Raw genomic sequence first — 21,987 nt, 5'->3', positions numbered from 1 at the left:
GATTCGCTACCGACCAAGCCTTAAGCGCACGCCTACTTCCAAGCCATAATCGGCGGCTTGGCCGGCGGCTAGCTCAAGCGCGGCGGTAATGGGGGCGTTAATGCCGTAGCCGGTGCCATTGGGTTGCATTACCTCGCGGCCAATAATCCTTCCACTGGCATCGATGTATAAAATATCGAGGGGTAAGGCCACATTGCGCATGTGCCAGGACACCACCTGCGGTTGATTAAAGGCAAACCAAATGGGGTGCTCGCGAATAATTGCGGCAGGCAGGTGTTGCATGCCCTGCGCGCGCTGCGATGCGGTTTGAGCAATCCGCACGGGTAGCGTGGCGCTGCTGCCGTCAGGCCTTTGAATTTGTACTTCGCCTACCGCCATGCTTTGCCACACATCAGGTGGTTCAACAGGCTCAGCCGTTAGCCATTGGTTAGCCAATAAAATACTGCCTGCCAAAAGCAGCCCACCCGCAATGCGAAAAATCCAGCGTTTCATCGACTTAGTTTGACATATTGTTCAAGAAAAACCTGCCCAATTCCGTTAGGCTTTGGGTTATGAGTTTATTACCGGCCTGGCTGCTGTTGTTATTTGCGATCTTCTCCGAGGTGGGAGCAACTACGGCGTTAAAAGTGTCTAATGGGTTTAGTCGCCCCGTGCCCAGTGTGATTGTGGTGGTGGGCTACTTATTTGCCTTTTGGATGTTCGCGCTGGTGTTAAAGCGGATGGATATTGGCATTGCGTATGCGCTGTGGTCTGGATTAGGCGTTGCGCTGGTTGCGCTGGTGGGTATTTTCTTTTTTGGCGAGTCGATGAACTGGATTAAGGCCGTTAGCATGGTGTTAGTGGTAGTGGGGCTGGTTGGATTAAACCTATCGAGCGGGCCGTAAATCTGCTACAATGGAATTGTTTTAAACTAGACTGGAAAACGTTAGGAGGAATCCATGGCATCTCCAGCAATTGATATTGGAATTGATACCGCCGCACGCCAAGAAATTGCCGCCGGGCTCAGCCGAGTATTGGCTGATAGCTACTCGGTGTATTTGAAAACGCATAACTTTCATTGGAATGTGACCGGCCCAATGTTTAACTCCCTGCATTTGATGTTTGAGGAGCATTACACCGAGCTTGCCACCGCGGTAGATGAAATTGCCGAGCGCATTCGGGCTTTGGGTGAGCCAGCTCCCGGCAGCTACAGCGCGTATCAGGCGCTCACCTCTGTGCCGGAAGAAGAAGGCCAACCAGAAGCGGTTGAGATGATTAAGCAGCTGGTTAGAGATCATGAAACGGTCTCCAGAACAGCGCGGGAAGTGTTTCCGCTGGCCGAAAAGGCCAACGATGAGCCAACGGCTGATTTGCTAACCCAGCGGATGCAGATTCATGAAAAAACCGCATGGATGCTGCGTAGCTTACTGGCGTAAGCAAACTTCAAAGGCAATACGCCCGTCATCAACGGTGGCACGAATGGTGCCACCGAGCAGTGACATCACTCGATGGCATAACGAAAGCCCTAGCCCAGAGCCGCCAATATGCTTGGAATGATGATGGCGGTAGTAGCGTGTAAATAAGCGCTCGGGGTTGGGGCTAGTGCCTGGCGTTAGCGGGTTGGTTATTGTGATGATAACGGCGTTTTGTTCGTCATCTTGGCTAATGTTGGCATGAATTTCAGCATGCTCTGGCGCGTAACGAAACGCGTTATCTAGCAGATTACTTAAAACCATTTGCAGCAGGCTGGCGTCGGTTTGCACCGTGGTAGCGGCAGATCCGGTTAGGGCCAATCGGTTGACGTGTGATTCATTACTTTGTGCGAGCGTTTCTATTAGTTTAAAGGGCGAAACGGTGGTTCGCTTTACCTCAATGACCTGCCCATCAATTTTTGTGCTCAAGTCACACCGCTCAATTACTTGGTCAATGGTATTGACCGCCCGTTGAATATTAACAAAGCGTTTATGCACCGGCTCTGTGAGCGTAGGCCACTGCGCCTCAAGCGAGCTTGCAGCAATGCCAATGGTGGTTAGCGGGTTTTTAATTTCGTGGGTCAGCATATCAAGCAGCATGCTCTTTTCTTGCTGGCTTTCTCGCTCTGATTGGAGCTGGGCCTCCTGCCTGGCCAGCGCTTGGGCGGCGGCAGCCAATTCTTGATCCGTGGCCCAGTTGCGTAGCAATACCACCGCCATGGCTAGCAGCGGAATCGCAATATCTAACACCCGAGTGATGAGGATGGGTAGCTCTGTGGTGGCGCTGTGCATAATCACCAAATACAGCGCTACCACCTGCAGGGCATCATAAATTAGCAGCGTACTGACCAGCCCGGCTTTAAAAACAGGGTTAATCGAGCGAGCTTTAATCGCACCAACCGTATGTAAGATTGGAATAAACAGAATAAGAAAAAGGGTTAGAAACCGGGCAACGACTAACGCATCGACGAAATACAACCCGGCAGTGATACCCGCAGCGGCGTAGCTAAAATAACAGCTGTACCGATACCAACGGCTAGGTAAATGCGGGGCAATTAGCCCCTGATAAAGCCAGCCCCATAGCGCCACGCGTATGGCCACTAGGCTAATAAACAGCATCATCGCGGTTTCGACCAGCGCAGGCGTAGGTAGCATTAAGGGAATGGCGCCACTGCCCAGCCCTACTTGCACCACAATGGCAATGGTAATCAAAAATAGCCGCAAAGTGATGGCGTCACGGCGCAGCAGCCAGCCAATCAGTGCTAGGCCAGCAAGCGTTAATAGCATGCCTAGGTGAAGGCTAATTCCAAGCTTATGGTCGGCTAACCCAACTGGAGACTGCATCAGCCGAGCAGCAAATGCGATTTGCGCAAACCCTGGGGCATCAAGCTGAATAAGATAGTCATTCGCACCGGGCAGCGCATTAACGATAAACTCATGCCCACCCAGCGTTTGGTGCAAATTTCTGCCTTGGTGAAGGGCACCGCCGGCACCGGCTAGCCTCGTCTGCCCGGCGCGATAGGTATAAACCTCAATACCAGCTAAATAAAAGGGCCGAATGCTTAGAACAATGCTGGTGGGTTGATTAAGCGGATTATCCAGCGTAATTCGTAGTGTTTGCTTGGCATTATCAAAGCGCTGACTGGTGTCTGCGGGGCGTGTGGAGAGTACGCACCGGTCAGCGTCGCCTGCCTGATTGATGTTGATGTCTGTTGGGCAATGATAAATTTGCGGCGTGAGCTCGGCCGCCCAAACCGGTGTATTGAGTAATACGGCAATAAAACCAAAGCCGATAAACATGATTAACCGCATAACGCGTTATGCTAGCGCATTACTAGGAGGAACACGGTATGAAACTTGAAACCAAGGCAATTCACAGCGGCTATTCGCCAGACCCCACCACTAAGGCGGTTGCTGTGCCCATTTACCAAACCACCTCGTATGCATTTGATGATACGCAGCATGGTGCCGATCTTTTCGATTTAAAGGTTGAGGGTAATATTTACTCGCGCATCATGAACCCAACCAATGCCGCGCTGGAGCAGCGCGTTGCCGATATGGAAGGCGGTATTGCGGGCTTAGCGCTGGCCTCAGGCATGGCGGCTATCACGTATGCCATTCAATGCATTACGCGCGTGGGCGATAACATCGTAACCACCAGCCAGCTCTACGGCGGCACCTACAATCTGTTTGCGCATGCCATGCCGAATATGGGTATTGAGGTGCGGTTTGCCAGCGCTGATGATCCCGCAGCCATGGAAGCGCTGATCGACGCAAAAACCAAAGCCGTTTATTGCGAAACGGTGGGTAACCCCAGTGGCAATGTGGTGGATATTGAAGCCTTGGCGGCCATGGCGCACCGCCATGGGGTGCCGCTGATCGTTGATAACACCGTGCCCACGCCGGTGCTTTGGCGGCCCATTGAGCATGGGGCAGATATTGTGGTGCATTCACTGACCAAGGCCATGGGTGGCCATGGCACAACGGTAGGGGGTGTGATTGTTGATTCAGGGCAATTCCCCTGGGCCGATCATGCCGATAAATACCCCATGCTAACCGAGCCTGATCCTTCTTATCACGGCGTGGTATATACCGATGCGCTGGGCCCGGCGGCGTTTATTGGCCGTTGTCGTGTGGCGCCATTGCGCAACATGGGTGCAGCACTTTCGCCAATGAATGCGTTTTTGCTGATGCAGGGTATAGAAACGGTGCCGCTGCGCATGGCACGTCATGGTGAAAACGCGCAGGCCGTTGCCGAGTATCTGAGTGGGCATGCGGGCGTGAATTGGGTCAACTATGCGGGATTGTCCAATAGCCCTTATTACCCGCTGGTGCAAAAGTACATGGGCGGTAATGCCGGGGGTATTTTGAGCTTTGGCATTACGGGGGGTGAAGTAGGCGGTGCGCATTTTATTGATGCCCTGCAGCTGATTACCCGCTTGGTGAATATTGGTGATGCCAAATCACTGGCCTGCCACCCGGCTACAACCACTCATCGGCAGCTGAATGACGAAGAGCTGGCAACCGCTGGGGTAAGTCGCGACATGGTGCGCATATCGGTGGGTATTGAGCATATTGACGATATTTTGGCAGACGTTGAGCAAGCATTAGCGGCAGCGCAAAAGGCAAGCTAAACTCGCAATGTCGGTTTTTGTCAGATAAAGTCAGTTTTATCAGATATTTATCGAAATTTGTCCGTTGATCCTGGTGCGTGAGTGGATATCCTAAAGAGGTATCTAACCGCGTAATCAGGAGGCTCAGCGGTCATGCTCACTCGGTTTGGTTTGGGGCTGATCGCCATGGTAATGGCAACCGCCGTCCCTACCACAATTTGGGCACAAACACGTCCGGCAGATGTTGATGCAGGGTCTATTCTTCGCCAAGAAGAGGCCCTGCAGCGACAAGAGCCGGCGCCGCTTGTTGCGCCAGAAGAGCAGGCCCCGTTGCCTGAGCTTACCGGTATTGGTGAGGTTACCGTTGAGGTAAAGCAAGTTGAGTTTAGCGGCGCTACCGAGTTAGCCGAGTCGGCCGCTTTAGAGGCGGTTGTAGAAGAGGCCATTGGGCGTGAGCTTGATTTTGCCGGCCTTCAGGCCTTGGCCGAACGGGTTACACGGTATCTGAAAGAAGAAGGCTGGGTACTGGCCCGCGCCTTTTTGCCAGAGCAAGATGTGACCGATGGCGTAATCACCATCGAGATTATTCCTGGCCGGTTAGACATTCAGGGCCGCGCCTTTCGAATTGAGCAGATTGGTGATCGCCCGTTAAGGATCGATCCAGAGCGCCTAGGCGCCATTCTGACCGCCCTAATTCCGGCTGGTGAACCTATCCGTCAGGCAGATTTAGACCGGGCGATTCTGCTCATTAATGATCTGCCCGGCATTGAAGCGCTGGCGCGGTTAGAGGCGGGTGAGGCTGAGGGCAGCTCGCACATTCTTTTGAGCGTTCGTGAAGGCCCATTGTTTGCCAGTGGGTTAAATGTCAGTAACTTTGGCAGCCGCAGCACGGGGCGTGAGCGGGCCGGGTTTACTGGCAACTTGAATAATCCTCTAGGAATCGGTGATCAAGCTACGCTGGCCCTTACTGCGGCTGAGGGGCTGAGTCTTGGGCAGCTGAATTACAAATATCCTTTGGGCCCGAGTGGTTTGGCAGCCGACCTATCGCTGTCGCACATGGAATATGACGTCATTAATAGCGATAGCACGAGCAAGCTCGACGGCAGTTCTACCACCACGGGCATCGGTCTTTCATACCCGCTGGTGCGCTCTCAACAAACCAACGTCAACCTTGGGGTGGATTGGACGCGAGACGACCTTGAAGACCGCATTGACAGCGTGGCCTATAGCGATAAGCAGGTCAGCTACTTTGGCACCAGCATTAGTGCCGATCATACCGATCGGTTCTTTGGCCCAGCCGGTCGAACCAATGCCTCGCTGATGCCGTTTTGGGGCAGTGTAGATTTGCCTGCCTTAGTAAATAATCAGGCGCAAAGTGATGAGCTAGGCACCGAGGGCAGCTTTAGTAAGGTGGAATATAGCTTGTCTCGGCTGCAGTCTTTAGGTGAGCGCCCGGTCACGCTTTACACCGAGCTGCGTGGGCAGTGGGCCCAAGATAATCTCGACTCCTCTCAGCGCTTTCAGCCTGGCGGCTCTAGCGGCGTGCGTGCCTATCCTGGGGGTGAAGCCTCGGCTGATGAGGGGCATCTGCTCAGAGCTGAGCTGCGCTATCAATTACCCGAAGACTTTATCGACCTAGGCTCGGTGCGGCTGTCTGCCTTTTATGACACAGCCTGGGTGCGCATTAACGACACAATGCCCGAGGGTTTTGAGCTTGATACCGCCACCGGCAAAAACACCTACCGAATTGATGGGGCAGGTGTTGGCCTTCGGCTAACCCGGGGCGATTGGCTAACCATTAGCCTAACGCTGGCAGCCACCATTGGCGATAACCCAGGTCGCGATATTAACGGCAACAACAGCGACGGGCACTCAGACGAGCAGCGCGCCTGGTTGCAAGCTGTAGTGAGGTTATAGAGATTATGCCGATAACCGCTCTCCATAAAGCCGCACGCATTGCGATGGTATCGGGTACCGTTGCCGCCGTGGGTTTTGCCAGTCAGTGGACTAAGGCGGCGCCTGCGCCAGAAACGCTGCCGGGCGGAGAGCGGGTAACAGCGGGTAATGCCACGATTCAGCGCAATGGTCAGGTCATGACCATTACGCAGGGCAGCGATCGGCTAATTACCGAGTGGCAAGATTTCTCTATTGGGCGCGATGCGCATGTTGAATTTGTGCAGCCCGGTGTTGATAGTGCGGCGTTAAACCGAGTTGTGGGTGGGCGTCCGAGCCAGATCTTTGGTTCGCTAAGCGCCAATGGCCAAGTGGCCTTAATTAACCAGGCAGGCATTCATTTTGCGAGCGGTAGCCGGGTTGATGCTAGCAGCTTAGTTGCCTCTACACTTGATATTGCTGATGCCGATTTCCTTGCTAATCGTATGCGCTTTGCCGGCGGCTCTGGGGCGGGCATTGTTGCTGAGGGTGAAATTAACATCGCCGAAGGCGGTTATTTGGCGCTGGTGGCTCCCACCATAGAACATCGAGGCACTATTGAGGCCCCTAGCGGCAGCGTAGCAATGGCGGCTGCTGAAGCGGTTGAACTAACGCTGGGCGATACCGGCCTCGTCAGCTTTAAGGTCGATAAAGGCGCGCTAGATGCAGCCATCGATAATGGGGGTGTGATTCAAGTGGCCGATGGCGCGGTGGTAATGACCGCGCAGGGTATGGATGAACTTACCCGCGGCGTAGTTAACCACACCGGCGCAATCGAGGCCTCTGGCTTAAGCGCTGAGGGCGGGCGGATTGTTCTGAAATCTGACGGCCAGCTGAATATTGATGGCACATTAAATGTGGCTAGCCAAAGCGGCAAAGGCGGGCTAATTACTGCCGAGGCCGATCATATTAAGCTGGGTAGCAATACTCATGTAGATGCCACGGGCGCCACGGGCGGTGGTGATGTACTGATTGGTGGTGATTGGCAGGGCGGTGATCATGACGAGTACCGTGTGTTTGATGACCCCGATGCCCTGCACGAAGCCATCACCCTTGATATGGCGGCGGGCGCAAAAATTGATGCCAGCGCCACTGGCAGTGGCGATGGCGGCACCCTTGTGCTGTGGAGCGATATTGATAACTCCGCATCGGTAACCAATGTGCGAGGCACGCTACTGGCCCGCGGCGGGCCATCAGGCGGCGATGGCGGCTTAATTGAAACCTCTGGACATAAGCTCATTACCGAAGGCGCGGTGGTGAGAGCCAATGCACCGCAGGGTGAAGCAGGCTTGTGGCTGCTTGACCCTGAGTTCTCTTTAATCACGCAAAGCGTGGCAGATGGCTTTGCCGATACGCTCAACACCGGCACAAACGTAACCAACTTGGTTGCGGGCGATATGGTGTGGGGTGGTGGCGTGGTGCTAACCAAATCAGAGGGGGGTGATGCCACCCTCACGCTTCGCACCACGGGCTCGGGCGATATTACCTTCCAATCTGGCGCTAAAATTGAAAGCACCTCGGGTGCGCTTAATGTGGTGCTGGATGCTGATGGTCGCATCGACATTGCCTCGGGTGTGAGCTTTATTACCAACGGCGGGTTTACAAGCTTTCGTGCAGCCGGCAATGGAGCCGATGACAGCGATGACAGTGATGACGGCGGTGACACGGAAGCGGTGAGTGATGAGACGCAGGAGAGTGAGGAGGAAACTTCTGAGGCCGAAAGTGCTGATAGTGACTCGGAGGAGGGTTCAGCAGACTCGGCGGATGACAGCAGCGACAGCAATGACAGCGATAACAGTGAAGGCACGGTAACAACTGCCGACTCTTCGGAAGAAAACACGGCTGAGGCGGATTCATCAGCAGATGAGCCTGAGCCGGAACCTGAGCCTGAACCTGAGCCTGAACCCGCTAGCAAGCCGAGCGCCCCGGCCGACAACGGAGACGACCGGCCGCTGATCAATATCGCCTCCTCAGTTAGCATCGACACCAGCGTGGGCTCGCAGGCAGCATCAGGCTCCGTAGAGATGATTACCGAGTCGCGACCATCCGCCAAGGCAGATGACGCGGCACAGACCGATGCCGCTGCCCTGCCAGACCTAGAGCAATTCGTGATGATGCGCCCAGACATCCGCCTAGCCGGCGAGGTGGATGTTAGCTCCGATACCCTCGGCGGTGAGGTGTCGTTGCGCGCAAACAGCATTCAGCTGGCTGGCCATATTGATGTTTCCTCGTCTGACGGCAAGGGCGGCCGGGTTAAAATCGAAGGCGACAACATTGAGCTTGAGTCTACCGCCGAGGTAGACGCCACCGGCGCCACAGGCGGTGGTGAGGTGCTGGTGGGCGGTGACTGGCAGGGTGGTGCCAATGAAGAGCGTCGCGTGCTGGATAGCCCCAATGCTATGACCGAGGCCACCACGGTTACCATGCAGTCTGGCGCTACTATTAATGCCAGTGCCACCGATAAGGGTGACGGCGGCACGGTGGTGCTCTGGTCAGCCGTCTCCAACCCTGATTCCATTACCGCCGTGCACGGCACGATCTACGCCAAGGGCGGCCTCAACGGCGGTGATGGTGGGCAGATCGAAACCTCCGGCGCCACACTAAACACCGATGGCGTACGAGGCTCGGCAGCCTCTAGGGGCGGCGAGGCCGGCGAGTGGTTGTTTGACCCCTACGACTTCACCATTGATGCGGCGGCAGCCACCGATATCGTCACCTTGCTGGAGGGTGGCACCGACGTCACGCTGGACACCAATTCAGATCAGAGCCAGGCAGGGCTGGGGCTGACGGGCGAGTCTGGCAGCGGAGATATCACGGTGGCCTCCGCCATTGTGATGGCGGGTGACGAGCCTGAGGCCGAGCCTGAGGCCGAGCCTGAGCCCCCGGTTACCCCCGGTAACCTCACGCTGGATGCCGATGGCGATATTCTGATCAACGCCAATATTGATATTGCCGGGGCGCTGACGCTGACCAGCCAGGGTGACATCACCATCGATGCGGCGCTCACCGGTCAGGGCGATGGCAAAGCCTTTACCCTTAACAGCGCCAGTGGCGCGGTGGGCATTAACGCCGATATCAGCACGCAGGGCACGCTCACCGTCGATACCGGCACCAGTCAAAACATCAGCGTGGCAGCGGATATCACCACCGCTGACACACAGACCTACAACGCCACTGTCAACCTCGATCGCGCTAAGCGCAGCTTGACCTCCACCGCCGGCGATATCGTGATCAGCGGTGATCTGACCGCGCCGCTGCCTTATCTCACGGGTGAGTGGTTTGCCGGCGTTTTCAATCAAGCTACCAACGAAAACTGGCTAATCCCGGAGGCCGTTGATGAAGTACAGGTTTGGTTGATTGGTGGTGGGGGTAGTGGTGCCACGATCAATAATGACCGCTCGACGAGTGGTGGTGGCGGTGGTGCCGGTGGGTTGGCCTATAAAGTATTCGATGTAACGGCTGGTGGGGCGATTGCACTGTCCATTGCCGAAATCGCTAACCGCCCTCAAGGGCCCGGCACCGGCACAGACGGCGGTGATACCACAGCCACTTATGATGGCCATGTGGTGATTGCCGAAGGCGGGCGAGGCGGTTTTTATAATTCAAGTAGCTGGGTTCCCGGTGGCGGCGCCTCTGGTGCTGATGATTTTGTTGAAGGCGGCGATGGTGGTCGGGCTTGGAGCTACTATGCCGGTGGGGGCGGCGGCGCTGTCGGTGGCAACCGTGGTTTTATGGGCGGCTGGACAGGCACGGGTGGCCAGGGCGCCGATAGCAAAGACATGCTTGGCTTGGAGAGCGCGCTAACCAATGCCGGTTTCTATGCCAACGGCAACAATAGTACTTGGCAGATCGGTGATGGGTCGGGTGGCCAGGGTTCGTCACAAACCAATGGTTACGGCCACGGCGAATTCGCGCAAGGCTTTGGTGGCGGCGGCGGCGGTGCCAATGGGTATGGCGGCTATGGTGGACGTGGCCGCTTCGGTGGCGGCGGTGGCGGTGGCAGCGGTGGTGTTACGCAGCCCCAGCTCGGTGGTATCGGTGGTGAAGGCGTCATTGTTCTCAACTATGAGGTCTCTGGCGGTGCTGCGGTTCTGAACGCCGCCGCTGGCGATGTCACCATCGGCGGTGACGTTACCGTTGACGAGATCACAGTCAATAACAGCGGTTCGGGTTCAGAGATCACCGGTGATGTTAGCCTTGCCGGCGGCTTGACGAAGCAGGGCGACGGGACCTTGAGCCTTGATGCCATTGGGGCGGCTGGTGCACGCAGTGCTGTGGACGCCGTTCACGTCGAGGCCGGCACCCTTAAGATCGGCGCAACCAACAACGATGGTGCGATCGCCAGCGAGTCCATCACGGTTGATGCCGGGGCGACGCTGGAATTGCATCGTGACAATCAGACAGCCGGTACAGACTACGAGGTCACTGCAAACATCGCCGGCGGCGGTGATTTCATTAAATACGGTGATGAGGCGATTACCCTTAGCGGTGCCATCACGCACACCGGCACGATGACCCTCGATGATGGATCACTGACGATCCTGCAGGACAGCGGCACGGTTACCACCGGCGATTTCCAGGGCACCGGCATGCTCACCATTGAGTCCAAAGCCGACAGCTTTGATTCGCAATTCATCCTCGAGGCCGGTAAGTACGACACCCTCTCGGCACTGACGATTGGCAAGGCCAGCAACACCGCCAAGGTCAATATCAGCAATGATCTTAACCTTAGCGGGTCGCTCACCATTCATGGTGGGGTATCGCTGGCGGCCAATATCACCACGGGCGACACGCAGACCTACTACGACGATGTCAGCGTCGGCGGCGTGGACGCCAGCTTTACTGCCAACAGCGGTGATGTGGTTTTCAAGGGTGACTTGACCGCGCCGGTGGATACCAAAGACTACGCCGAATTCTTTGCCGGCAGTAATGCAACGTCAGGAACAAGCGGCAGCTGGGTGATCCCCGCCGGAGTGGATGAAGTCAAGGCCTGGGCCATCGGCGGCGGTGGTTCAGGCGGGGGGGCGTCTAATGGTAATGGCGGCGCTGGCGGTGGTGCTGGAGGCGTTACGTATATTACTTTCGATACCGACGGAGGGACGATTGATTACGTTGCAGGTGCGGGCGCGCATGCTGTTTATGGCGGACGAACGGGTAACGATGGCAAAGACTCCACGGTTACTTACGCTGAAGTGACCATTATTGCAGAAGGCGGAAAAGGTGGCGGTCACAACACCTTTGATGGCGGCGCAGGTGGCAGCGGGCAGGGCGGCACCACAGTTGATGGTGGCAGCGGCAATGCCGCTGGTGATTGGCGTCCAGGAGGCGGTGGTGGCGCAATTGGCGGCGTCGACGCTCAAGAGAGAACCAATAGTTCGGGAGATTCGGGCGCGGCCAGCCAGGACGTCAGTGGCCTGAAAGCGGCTCTGGAACTAGCGGATAGCGATCTACCTGCGGTAGGTACTGGTGGTGGCGCCTCTGGTTTATACTATAGCTACTACAAAGACGGTGGTAACGCCACTGGTTTTGGTAGTGGTGGTGGTGGTGCAGGTCAGGGTAGTGGCTCTAACCCAGACGGTAACGGCGGCCGCGGCGCCTATGGTGGTGGCGGTGGTGGCGCGTCTTCTAACAGCCGAGCTATGACTAGCGGTGCCGGCGGCCGCGGCTCGGTTGTGCTGCAGTACGAGATCACGGCGCAAGGCGTGTCGATCAACGCCCCCAGCGGTAATGTGCAGGTCGACGGTGATCTCAGCGCCCGCGATGTCACGATTGAGGCCGACGGTAACAGCTCTCAGGTCACCGGTAGGGTCGATCTCTCAGACAGCGGCAGCGGCCTGACCAAGCAAGGCGGCGGCACGCTCAAGCTCACTGGCGACAACAGCTTCAGCGCAGATACGAACATCAACGCCGGCACGCTGCAGATCGGTGACGGCGGCACCACGGGTGCGCTTGGCAGCGACAGCATTAAGATTGGTGATGAGGCGACGCTTGATATCCGCCGCTCGGATAGCTACACGCTGTCCGGGGATATCACCGATGCGGCGGGCACGCCGAGCACGGGTGGCCAAGTGGTCATCGACTCCACTGGCGCTGATATCACGCTTTCTGGCGATAGTGACTACAGCGGCGGCACCACGGTTACGGCCGGCGTGCTCAAAGCCGGCAGCAACAATGGACTGGGCACCGGGCTGGTCACCGTTGAAGACGGCGCCGAGCTCGATTTGAACGGCAAGACGCTGGGTAACAACCTCTCGCTGTCGGGCTCAGGGGTGAACGGCGGTGCGCTTAACCACACCGGCAGTGGGACGGCGGAGGTGACCGGAGACGTCACGATTGTGGCGCCCACGACATCCGAAAAGACCATCATCAAGAGCGTGGGTGATCTTCTGTTATCAGGTGGTTTCACCGCCCCAAGCGGTGGCGATGACCTCACGCTGACGTTCGACAATGACGGGGACGTCACCCTCAGTGACGATCTCGCGCTGGCTCAAAACACCACGATTGAGAGCAGCACGGGCGACCTGATCCTGGCGGGGGATCTCTCCGAGGCGGACAATGCAACGGCTGAGCTGACCATTGATAACAGCGGTGGTGTTGACCTGGCCGGGGATGTGAATGCCCTCGAAGCCCTCACCATCAAGGGCGTGGCCACCATCATTGGTGATGTCACCACCGAGGGTGATCAGACTTACCAGAAAGCCGTTACGCTGGGTGATCGGGATGTCACCTTTACCGCCAACACCGGCAATATCGTCTTCAACGATAACCTGACTGCGCTGCGCGCGCGGGATGCAGCGCAATTTTTTGACACTCTGGGTGCGAGCACCTGGACGACGCCTGATGGCGTTGACGAGGTCAAGATCTGGGCCGTGGGCGCTGGTGGTGCCGGCGGCAGCGTGGGCCAGGAACGTTACACCATGGGTGGTGGCGGCGCCGCCGGTGGTGTGGTTTACAAGACCTATACCAGCCTTTCGGCAGCTCAGTTTGACTTCGTCATTGGCGCAGGCGGTGTGCCAAGCCAGGGCGCGAATGACGGCGGTGATGGCGAAGACACCACTGTAACGCTCGATAGTGACACCATGACCGCGTTTGGTGGCCCGGGCGGGTTGTTCAACACTAATCAAACTCTGGTCGGCGGTGGCTATGACGGTGGTGACGGCGGCGACACCGGTGGCCGTGCCAACAATTGGAGCGGCGACTACGGCGGCTACGGCGGCAGCGCGATTGGTGGTAACGCCGGCGGTTGGGGTGGCAGTTCCGGCGGTCACGGCGCCACCAGCCGAGATGTGGATGGGCTTTTTGCTGCCCTGGATCTCCTGCCGGGTGGCAATCTAAACCGCGGCGCCGGGTATGGCGGTGGCAGCCGCAGCACGTCTTACAATTATTCTGACGGTATGAACGCCACCGGCTTTGGCAGTGGCGGTGGTGGTGCCAGTGCCTATGGTGGCAGCGGTGGCGATGGCTACTACGGCGGCGGTGGCGGTGGTGCGTCTGCCCACTCGGCCAGCGATCATGTCGGGGGTGCCGGCGGTCAGGGCGCGGTTGTGGTTCGCTACACCGCGCCGGGCCGAAGTGTGGCCATCAACGCGGCAGGCGGTGCCGTGCAGGTTAACGGGGATATCTCCGCTAAAGACGTCACCATTAGTACTGCCAATGACGGCGGTCTGACCGATGGATCGGTGGTCACCGGTGACATTGATCTTAGCGATGATAGCGGCGCCAACGGCCTGACCAAGCAGGGCGCGGGCACGCTCAAGCTGACGGCCGACAACACTTTCACCGCCGATACCCATGTTGAGGCCGGCACACTGCAAATTGGTGATGGCGGCACCACCGGTGCAATCAACAGCGATAATATCGATATCGGTGACAGCGCCACGCTGGCGATCAACCGCAGCGACGATTATGACCTGGACAGCGTGATTCAGGATGCCAGTGCCGGCCAGTCCACTGGCGGTTCTGTGGTTATCGATTCCGATGGCGCGAACATTACGCTCTCTGGGGTGAACACCTACACCGGCGGCACCACGCTTGAGGCCGGTCGCCTGAAAGCCGGCGATGACAGTGCGTTTGGTAGCGGGTTGATCACCGTTGAAACCGGCGCTGAGCTGGATCTTAATGGCTTCACAGTAGGGAATGACCTCAACCTCTCTGGCCGCGGTGTTGACACCGATGACGATGGCACCGGCGATGGCGGCGCGCTCACGCACAGCGGCAGCGAGACCGCCACGCTCACCGGCGATATCACCATCGCTGATCCGGATACCGTTATCGAAAGTCAGGGTGACCTGGTGCTGGATGGCAACCTGACACCCCCAACGGGCGTTAGCGACCTCACGCTGGAATTTGCCATCGGCTCGAATGACAGCGTGACGCTCAACAGCGCCCTCGAGCTGACGGTGCCCACCACCATTATCAGTGGTGACGGGGATCTTATTCTCACCGGTACGATTGATGAGGCGAGCAGTGGCGTTGATGCCGCTGGCACGGCGCTGACCTTCCAGCACACCGGCGACCTGCAGTTGCTGGGTGACATCGGCGCCACCCGCGCCATCGACAGCCTCACGGCCGGTGGTGAATACGACGACAGTGATCAGCTGGTCACCGCGGCTGGCGATCTCTATGTCGGTGCTCTCAGCGGCATGACCCTCCGCACCGATGGCGACCAGCATTACAAAGCGGATGTGGCCACCCTCGGTGATGTGGCGTTTGAGACCACATCAGGCAATGGTGGCAATATCACGTTCGATGGCAATCTGTACGGCCGGCTGACGGCACCGCAGGCAGAGATCTTTGTTGCCGGCGGTGAGAGCGATGATTGGGTCATCCCAACCGGAGTTACAGAAGTCGAAGCCTGGGCCATTGGTGGTGGTGGTGGCGGCGGCGGTGGTGGTCCCACCAACGGGGGCGCTGGCTCAGGCGGCGGTGCCGGCGGAATGGCGTACCGGGATTACACCATCGCCAACGATGAAACAACCATTGCCTATTCTGTTGCAAGGGGCGGATCCGGCTCCACATACAATGCCAGTAACGGTGGCACGACGACCATCGAATTTTCTGACGGTGATATGAAAGCCCTTGGCGGTACCGGAGGTCGGCCGAATGGTTACTTCACAGCGGGTGGTGGCTTTAGCGGTACGGCTGACCACGGTATAGAAGGCGGCGAGGGCGGTCGGTCGTCTAGTCATTGGGGTGGCGGCGGTGGCGGCGGCATCGGCGACCGGAATGGCGGATATAGCGCCAGCTGGGGCGGCGAAGGCGCGAACAGTATTGCAGACTTCCATGGCTTAGCCGCCGCTCTGGAACGCGCGGGTGAGACGGATGAGCTGGGCAAGCAGGAGACGCCGGCTTCCACCAACAGCAGCAACCGCCGTTCTCACGGCGGGTCGGCCACAAGCTATAAGGTTTTTGGCGGCGGCGGCGGTGGTGCTGGCTACCTCGGCGGCGATGGGGGGCGCGGTAACCATGGCGGCGGCGGTGGTGGCGGAGCCAGCGAGGAGTTTTATTGGTACGGTAGTTGGCGGGTTGATCAGGGCTATGGCCGCAATGGCGGCGATGGCGTTGTCGTCTTTCAGTACGAACTGGCAGGCGATGCGGTGGCGGTTACCGCCGATGGCGCGGTCAATGTCAGCGGTGAGGTAACGGGTGATTCGGTAACGATCGGGGCCGAGCAGGATTCCGTGGTCAACGCCGTGACGGTGCATGAAGACTCGGCCGTAGTCGGCGGTGGCTTTACCAAGCAGGGCAGCGGCAAGCTCACCATCGAGACCGATCTGGCGCACCAGACGAATGGAGACGCGGACAACGAGGTCTCCACCACGCAGATCGATGCCGGCACGCTGCAGATTGGCACCGGCGTTGATGCGGGTAGCATTGCCAGTGACAAGATCACCATCGCCAGTGGTGCCACCCTGCGCACGGAGCGTACCGGTGAATTCACCATCAGCGGCGATATAGATGGCGCTGGTGATTTGATCAAGGCAGGCGGCAGCACGCTCACGCTCAGCGGTAGCAGCACCTACACTGGAGACACCACCGTTAGCGCTGGCATCCTCAAAGCCGGCAGCGACATGACCACGGATGGGTCGAACACCCTCACTGGCGGTGCCTTTGGCACAGGCCTGATCACCGTCAGCGATGGCGCGGAGCTTGATCTTAACGGCTACTCCATTGGCAACGATCTGGATCTGACCGGTATCGGTGTGAACGGCGGCGCCCTGAACCACACCGGCAGTGACAAAGCTACCATTCGCGGTGATGTCACGCTCTCCGGCGAAGGCACGGTTATTAAGAGTCTGGGCGACATGGAGCTGACCGGTGCGTTCAACATGCCCACGGCTTCGGGCGATACGCTCACCCTGACATTTGATAATTCCGGCGACATCACCATTGCCGATACCCTGTCGCTGACCAAAAACACCGTCATCCAGACGGCGACCACCGAGTCGGGCGACGACACCGGGGCCCTGATCCTCAGCGGCAATGTTTCCTCGGCGAGCACGCTGCGTTCGCTGACCATCGACAACCTGGGCGAGGTCAAACTGCTGGGCGGTGTGGGCTCACAGGATGATGGTACCGATGGCCTGAACGCCGTCAGCGAGTTGACGGTGTTGGGCGCGGCCACGGTGGGTGGCCATGTCACCAGTGAAGGCGATAGCACCTTTGGCGCCGCCCACGCCTCAGGCGTCGATTTTGTCAACTACAAAGGCAACAGCGCAGACGACTACGGCAAAGACGTCACCACGCAGTCGCAGGATGTCACCTTCCTCTCGAACACCGGCGATGTCACCTTCCACGGTTCGGTGAAAGCGCCGTTGACGACAATGACCGGTGCATTTTTTGAGGGTGATTACAATTTCACTGACACCAGCGCCACCTTCGCAATCCCCGAAGGTATTGAGGATTTGCACGTTTGGGTGATTGGCGCGGGTGGTGGCGGTGCCACGATTCGCAATAGCAGTAACGTCACCGGTGGTGGCGGCGGCGCCGGTGGGGTCACCTATAAACAGTTTGATACCACCAATGGCGGTGTGCTCGAGTTTGATTTGGGCAGAAACGGCCGCTATGGCAATAACAACGCAAATGGCCAGGATGGCGGTGATGCGAAGGCAACCTACAACGATGACACGCAAGACATCGTCATCATCGCCCACGGTGGAAAAGGCGGAAAATACGAAAACACGGACTGGGTAGACGGTGGCGGCGGTTCGGGCGGTGAAACCGTCGAGGGCGGCCGTGGCAGTGGCAGTTCTAGCCACGGCGGTGGCGCTGGCGGCGCGATTGGCGATGTGGATGCCGGTGTCGAGGGTACGGGCAGTTGGCATTTTGGCGGCGATGGCGGTGTGGCCGCCGATGTTCTTTTGGGCGGCCGCAGCCTTAAAGCCGCGCTTGAGTTCGCTGGCTTCAATGGTAGTTATGGTGACCCAGACGAAGGCAAGGGTAACCGCACAACCTATAATTACGGCAATGGCCATGGTGATACGGCAAGCACGTTTGGTAATGGTGGCGGCGGTGCGGCTTATTGGGGCGGCTTTGGCGGCAGTGCCCTGTGGGGCGGCGGTGGTGGCGCAGCCACTGGCTGGTATAACACTCATACCGAGTTCGGCGGCCGCGGCGGTCGAAGCGCCGCTGTAGTTAACTACGAGATTGCCGGTCACGCCCTCAACATCGAGGCGCCCAGCGGCGTTGTGGATATCGCCGGTGAGGCGGCCGGTGACTCGGTCACCATCGATACTGGCGATACCGCTAATGACTCGCGCATTGGCGGTGATGTCACGGTGCATGAAGACCCCACCAAGGGCATCTTCACCAAGGAGGGTGCGGGTGCGCTGATCCTCGAAGGCGATCTTGCGCATGAGACGCCGGATGATCCAGATAGCTTTACCTCCCAGACCAATATCGATGCCGGCACGCTGCAGATCGGCAATGGCGGCTCGAGTGGCTCGATTAGCAGTGAGCTGATCAACCTGGGCGACAGCGCAACGCTTGCCATTAGCCGTGATGATGCCTACACGCTTGAAGGCCAGATCACCGATGCCGGCTCGGTCACGACACCCGGATCGGTGAAAATCGACTCAGCCGGCGGCACCATTACCTTCTCAGGCGATAACGACTACACGGGCAGTACCACGGTCGCGGCCGGCGTGCTCAAAGCCGGCATCAGCAGCACGCTGGATAACTCGGACGTGCTCCAGAGTGGCGCCTTTGGTACCGGCCTTGTCACCGTAGAGGACGGTGCCGAGCTTGATCTCAACGGATTTAGCGTGGGCAATGATCTGAGCCTTGCCGGCAGCGGTGTGAATGGCGGTGCCCTCAGCCACAGTGGAACTAGTGCCGCGACCGTCACAGGCGATGTCACCATTGCTGGCGCCAGCACCATCATAAAGAGCAACGGTGATCTGACCCTGGAGGGGGCATTCAACCCCCCAAGTGGCGGCAGCAGCCTCACGCTAACCTTTGATAATGCCGGCGATGTAACGCTGAAAGACAACCTGCAGCTGTCGGTGGACACCACCATCGTCAGCAGCAAAGTGGGCGATACGGCAAACACCGGTGATCTGATCCTTGAGGGCACAATTTCTGAGGCGGCAAGTGCCAGCGGCTCGGCATTGACGATCGATAATGCCGGCACCGTGCAACTGCTGGGCGGCATTGGCTCTCAGGCCAACGGTGATGGCCTCATGGCCATCGATGCGCTCACCGTCAATGGCGCGGCCACGGTGGCCGCCGACATCACCACGGATGGCGCGCAGACCTACGGCGTGACCAATAACGGGGATGTCAACATCGCCGCTGGATCGGGCGCGGTCTTCACTGCGAGTAGCGGTGACGTCATCTTCAACGGTGGGCTTACGGCTCCGCTTTCCGCAAATACCGCCGAGCTCTTTACGTCTGCTGGAAGCTCGGGAAGCTGGTCTATCCCGGTGGGCCTGACCTCACTTGAGCTTTGGGCCATTGGTGGTGGTGGTGCAGGCGGCAGTGTATCCGGAAGCGACGGCACCGCAGCGGGTGGCGGTGGTGCTGGCGGCGTTGTGTACAACGACTGGGATGTCAGCGCCGGCGGGACGATCACGTTTTATATCGGGAAAGGCGGCTATACCTATAGTGGCGCCCGTAACGGTTTTGGCGGTCAGGTCACCGCGGTTGAGTATGACCCTGCGACCACGATTAAAGCCTACGGCGGTACAGGTGGGCTTCATAACAACAGCACAAACAGCGCTGGCGGTAGCGGCACGGGCGGCACCGTCATCCAGGGCGGCTCCGGGCAGGGCTCTGCTGGCGATGATGGTGGTGGTGGTGGTGGCGCCATCGGTGGCACTGCAGCAAATGACAACATCAACTCCTATGGTGGCGATGGCGCGGTCGGTAATCTTGACGAGTCGGTAATCGTCAACCTGAATGCGGCCATTGAACTGGCCAACCCGAGTCTCGCGACAATCGGCGAAGGCGCTGGGCAGGGCTCCAACAGCTCAAGCGGCAACCGTAGCCACGGAAGCAACGCAACCGGGTTTGGCAGCGGTGGCGGTGGCGGCAGCTGGTACGGCGGCAATGGCGGTGACGGGCGCTTTGGCGGCGGTGGCGGCGGCGCTGGCGGCTACACACAGTCAATGTCGGGCGGTGATGGCGGCGGTGGCGCTTTAGTCTTGCAGTACGCCATTGCCGGTGGAGATGTCACGGTCAATGCCGCCGGCGGTAATGTTGAGATTGGCGGCGACACTGCCGGCGATACGGTTGATATCACTGCAACTGGCAACGTCACCATCGACGGCGATGTCGAGGCGAGTACCGCCGATATTGACACCGGCGGCAGCAATGGCGTTATCAGCGGTGCCATCGATGTGGACACCGATTTCATTAAAGACGGCGCGGGCACGCTCAAGCTGGCTGGGGATAGCAGCTATACCGCCGACACCACCATTAAGGACGGCGTGCTGCAGATTGGTAATGCAGGCACCAGTGGCTCTTTGGATACCGACACGCTGATCACGGTGGAAAGCGGCGCGACCCTGGCCACCAACCGCACGGATACCTTTACCGTTGACAGCAAGATTGTTGGCGATGGCGATGTCGAGAAGCGCGGCACAGGCACCCTCACCCTCGCTGGTGACAACACCTATACCGGCGGCACGACCGTTAAACAAGGCACGCTCAAGGCCGGTATCGACAACACCATGGACTCAGACGGCACGACGATTCTCAGCGGTGCCTTTGGCACCGGGACGGTCGCAGTTGATCCGGCGGTGGGCAGCAATGGAGACCTGACTGGGATCGGTGCCGAGCTCAACCTCAACGGCTTTACCGTCGAGAACGATCTAGAGCTGACGGGTAAAGGCGTGGACACCGATAGTGATGGCATCGGCGATGGCGGCGCGCTCACCCACAGCGGCAGCAGCACGGCCAATATCAACGGCGAGATCACACTCACCGATGCCGATACCGTCATCGCCAGTGAAGGCGACATGGTCATTAACGGCAACCTGGTTTCGCAGGGCAGCGGTGATCTCAAGCTCACGTTTGATCTGGGCAACGACAGCAGCATCAAGCTCAACAGCGATCTGACGCTGACGGTGCCCACAGAGATTGCGACCATCGGCAGCAACAGTGGCGAGATGATCATCACCGGCACGATTAATGAAGCCAGCGGCCTGGCAGCCGATGCTGAGACTGATCTCACCTTCAATAACCAGGGGCCGCTGCGGCTTGAGGGCAGCATTGGCGACACCTTGCCCATCGATTCCCTCACGGCCGAAGGTCTGCTCACGCTCGGCGGTAGCGGCTCCACCGCCACCATCGAGACCAGTGGCGATCAGACCTATGAAGATGTCGTCACCGTCGTCGATGACGGGGAGTTCATCGCCGGTGGCGATGCCATTTTCCAAAGTGATCTGCTGGGCGTAATTACCGGCTTTGAAGCCGTGGCATTCACCAGCCCGGTGAGCAATGCCACTTGGGCCATTCCCGCAGGGGTTACCGAGGTCATGGCCTATGTGATCGGCGGTGGCGGCGCCGGTGGTGGTGGCCGCGGGCAGAATGATTCTGGCGCTGGCGGCGGCGCCGGTGGCTTGATCTATGTGAAGCTCGATGCCACCGCCGGTCAAGGCGACATCAGTTACACCGTTGGTGAGGGTGGTCTAGGGGTCAACAATTGGAATGGCAATAACGGCGGGGACAGCCGAATTGACTATAGCGGTGCCTCTGCCGTTGGTGAGGGTGGCCGTGGAGGCAATGGTAACAGCAGCTACTGGCAGTATGGCGGCACCGGTGGTGGCACGACGTGGAGCAACAGCGGTGGTGTCATCCTCGCAGAGTCCAGCCGCAATGGCGGCGGTGGCGGTACCACGAGAAATGGCTATGGCGGCGGCGGCGGCGGCGGCATTGGTGGCTACAATGGCGGGGGCTATGCTAGCGTTGGTGGCTTTGGCGCCAACAGCATTTCGTCATTCAACGGATTGGGCGAGGCCATCGAACTGGCCGGCATTAGCTACAAGTTA

The 21,987-nt window shown here is 58.5% G+C and carries 7 protein-coding genes (1 of these 7 running past the window's edge); 5 read left to right on the top strand and 2 right to left on the bottom strand.

Going from position 1 to position 21,987, the window contains the following annotated elements:
• Window positions 1-6 precede the first annotated feature (6 nt).
• Window positions 7-492, bottom strand: a complete 486-nt coding sequence (locus GH984_RS04395) for a DUF192 domain-containing protein (protein ID WP_153718986.1) — start codon at window positions 490-492, stop codon at window positions 7-9.
• Window positions 493-551: 59 nt separating this feature from the next.
• On the opposite strand from GH984_RS04395, the gene GH984_RS04390 reads away from it, so the two are divergent.
• On the top strand, window positions 552-884 hold the full coding sequence (locus tag GH984_RS04390; RefSeq protein WP_153718985.1) for a DMT family transporter: 333 nt from the start codon (window positions 552-554) through the stop codon (window positions 882-884).
• A gap of 54 nt (window positions 885-938) precedes the next feature.
• The gene (locus GH984_RS04385; protein WP_153718984.1) at window positions 939-1,415 is read left to right on the top strand and encodes a Dps family protein; all 477 of its coding nucleotides are present in this window, start codon (window positions 939-941) and stop codon (window positions 1,413-1,415) included.
• Here GH984_RS04385 and GH984_RS04380 read toward each other — a convergent pair.
• Window positions 1,404-3,263, bottom strand: coding sequence for a sensor histidine kinase (locus GH984_RS04380; RefSeq protein WP_153718983.1), 1,860 nt, complete (start codon window positions 3,261-3,263; stop codon window positions 1,404-1,406). The two genes, GH984_RS04385 and GH984_RS04380, sit on opposite strands and share 12 nt — an antisense overlap.
• A 38-nt stretch (window positions 3,264-3,301) precedes the next feature.
• Here GH984_RS04380 and GH984_RS04375 point away from each other — a divergent pair, with 38 nt between their 5' ends.
• The 3 genes from GH984_RS04375 to GH984_RS11025 form a co-directional block, all read left to right on the top strand.
• On the top strand, window positions 3,302-4,585 hold the full coding sequence (locus tag GH984_RS04375; RefSeq protein ID WP_153718982.1) for an O-acetylhomoserine aminocarboxypropyltransferase/cysteine synthase family protein: 1,284 nt from the start codon (window positions 3,302-3,304) through the stop codon (window positions 4,583-4,585).
• 132 nt (window positions 4,586-4,717) lie between these two features.
• The gene (locus GH984_RS04370; RefSeq protein WP_153718981.1) at window positions 4,718-6,481 is read left to right on the top strand and encodes a ShlB/FhaC/HecB family hemolysin secretion/activation protein; all 1,764 of its coding nucleotides are present in this window, start codon (window positions 4,718-4,720) and stop codon (window positions 6,479-6,481) included.
• Between the two features lie 5 nt (window positions 6,482-6,486).
• Window positions 6,487-21,987: the 5' portion of a glycine-rich domain-containing protein gene (locus tag GH984_RS11025; RefSeq protein ID WP_153718980.1), read on the top strand. It continues 19,848 nt past the right edge of the window; the window shows 15,501 of its 35,349 coding nt (coding positions 1-15,501); its start codon is at window positions 6,487-6,489; its stop codon lies beyond the right edge, outside the window.

This window comes from Spiribacter salilacus (assembly GCF_009649225.1).
Taxonomy (GTDB): domain Bacteria; phylum Pseudomonadota; class Gammaproteobacteria; order Nitrococcales; family Nitrococcaceae; genus Spiribacter; species Spiribacter salilacus.
Note: the sequence above shows the minus strand (reverse complement) of the source record. Positions and strands in the feature narration are given on the sequence as shown.

Bases quoted from the DNA above. Each gene is read 5' to 3' on its own strand.
- GH984_RS04395 (WP_153718986.1), bottom strand. From the start codon at position 492: ATGAAACGCTGGATTTTTCGCATTGCGGGTGGGCTGCTTTTGGCAGGC.
- GH984_RS04375 (WP_153718982.1), top strand. From the start codon at position 3,302: ATGAAACTTGAAACCAAGGCAATTCACAGCGGCTATTCGCCAGACCCC.
- GH984_RS04380 (WP_153718983.1), bottom strand. From the start codon at position 3,263: ATGCGGTTAATCATGTTTATCGGCTTTGGTTTTATTGCCGTATTACTC.
- GH984_RS04390 (WP_153718985.1), top strand. From the start codon at position 552: ATGAGTTTATTACCGGCCTGGCTGCTGTTGTTATTTGCGATCTTCTCC.
- GH984_RS04385 (WP_153718984.1), top strand. From the start codon at position 939: ATGGCATCTCCAGCAATTGATATTGGAATTGATACCGCCGCACGCCAA.
- GH984_RS04370 (WP_153718981.1), top strand. From the start codon at position 4,718: ATGCTCACTCGGTTTGGTTTGGGGCTGATCGCCATGGTAATGGCAACC.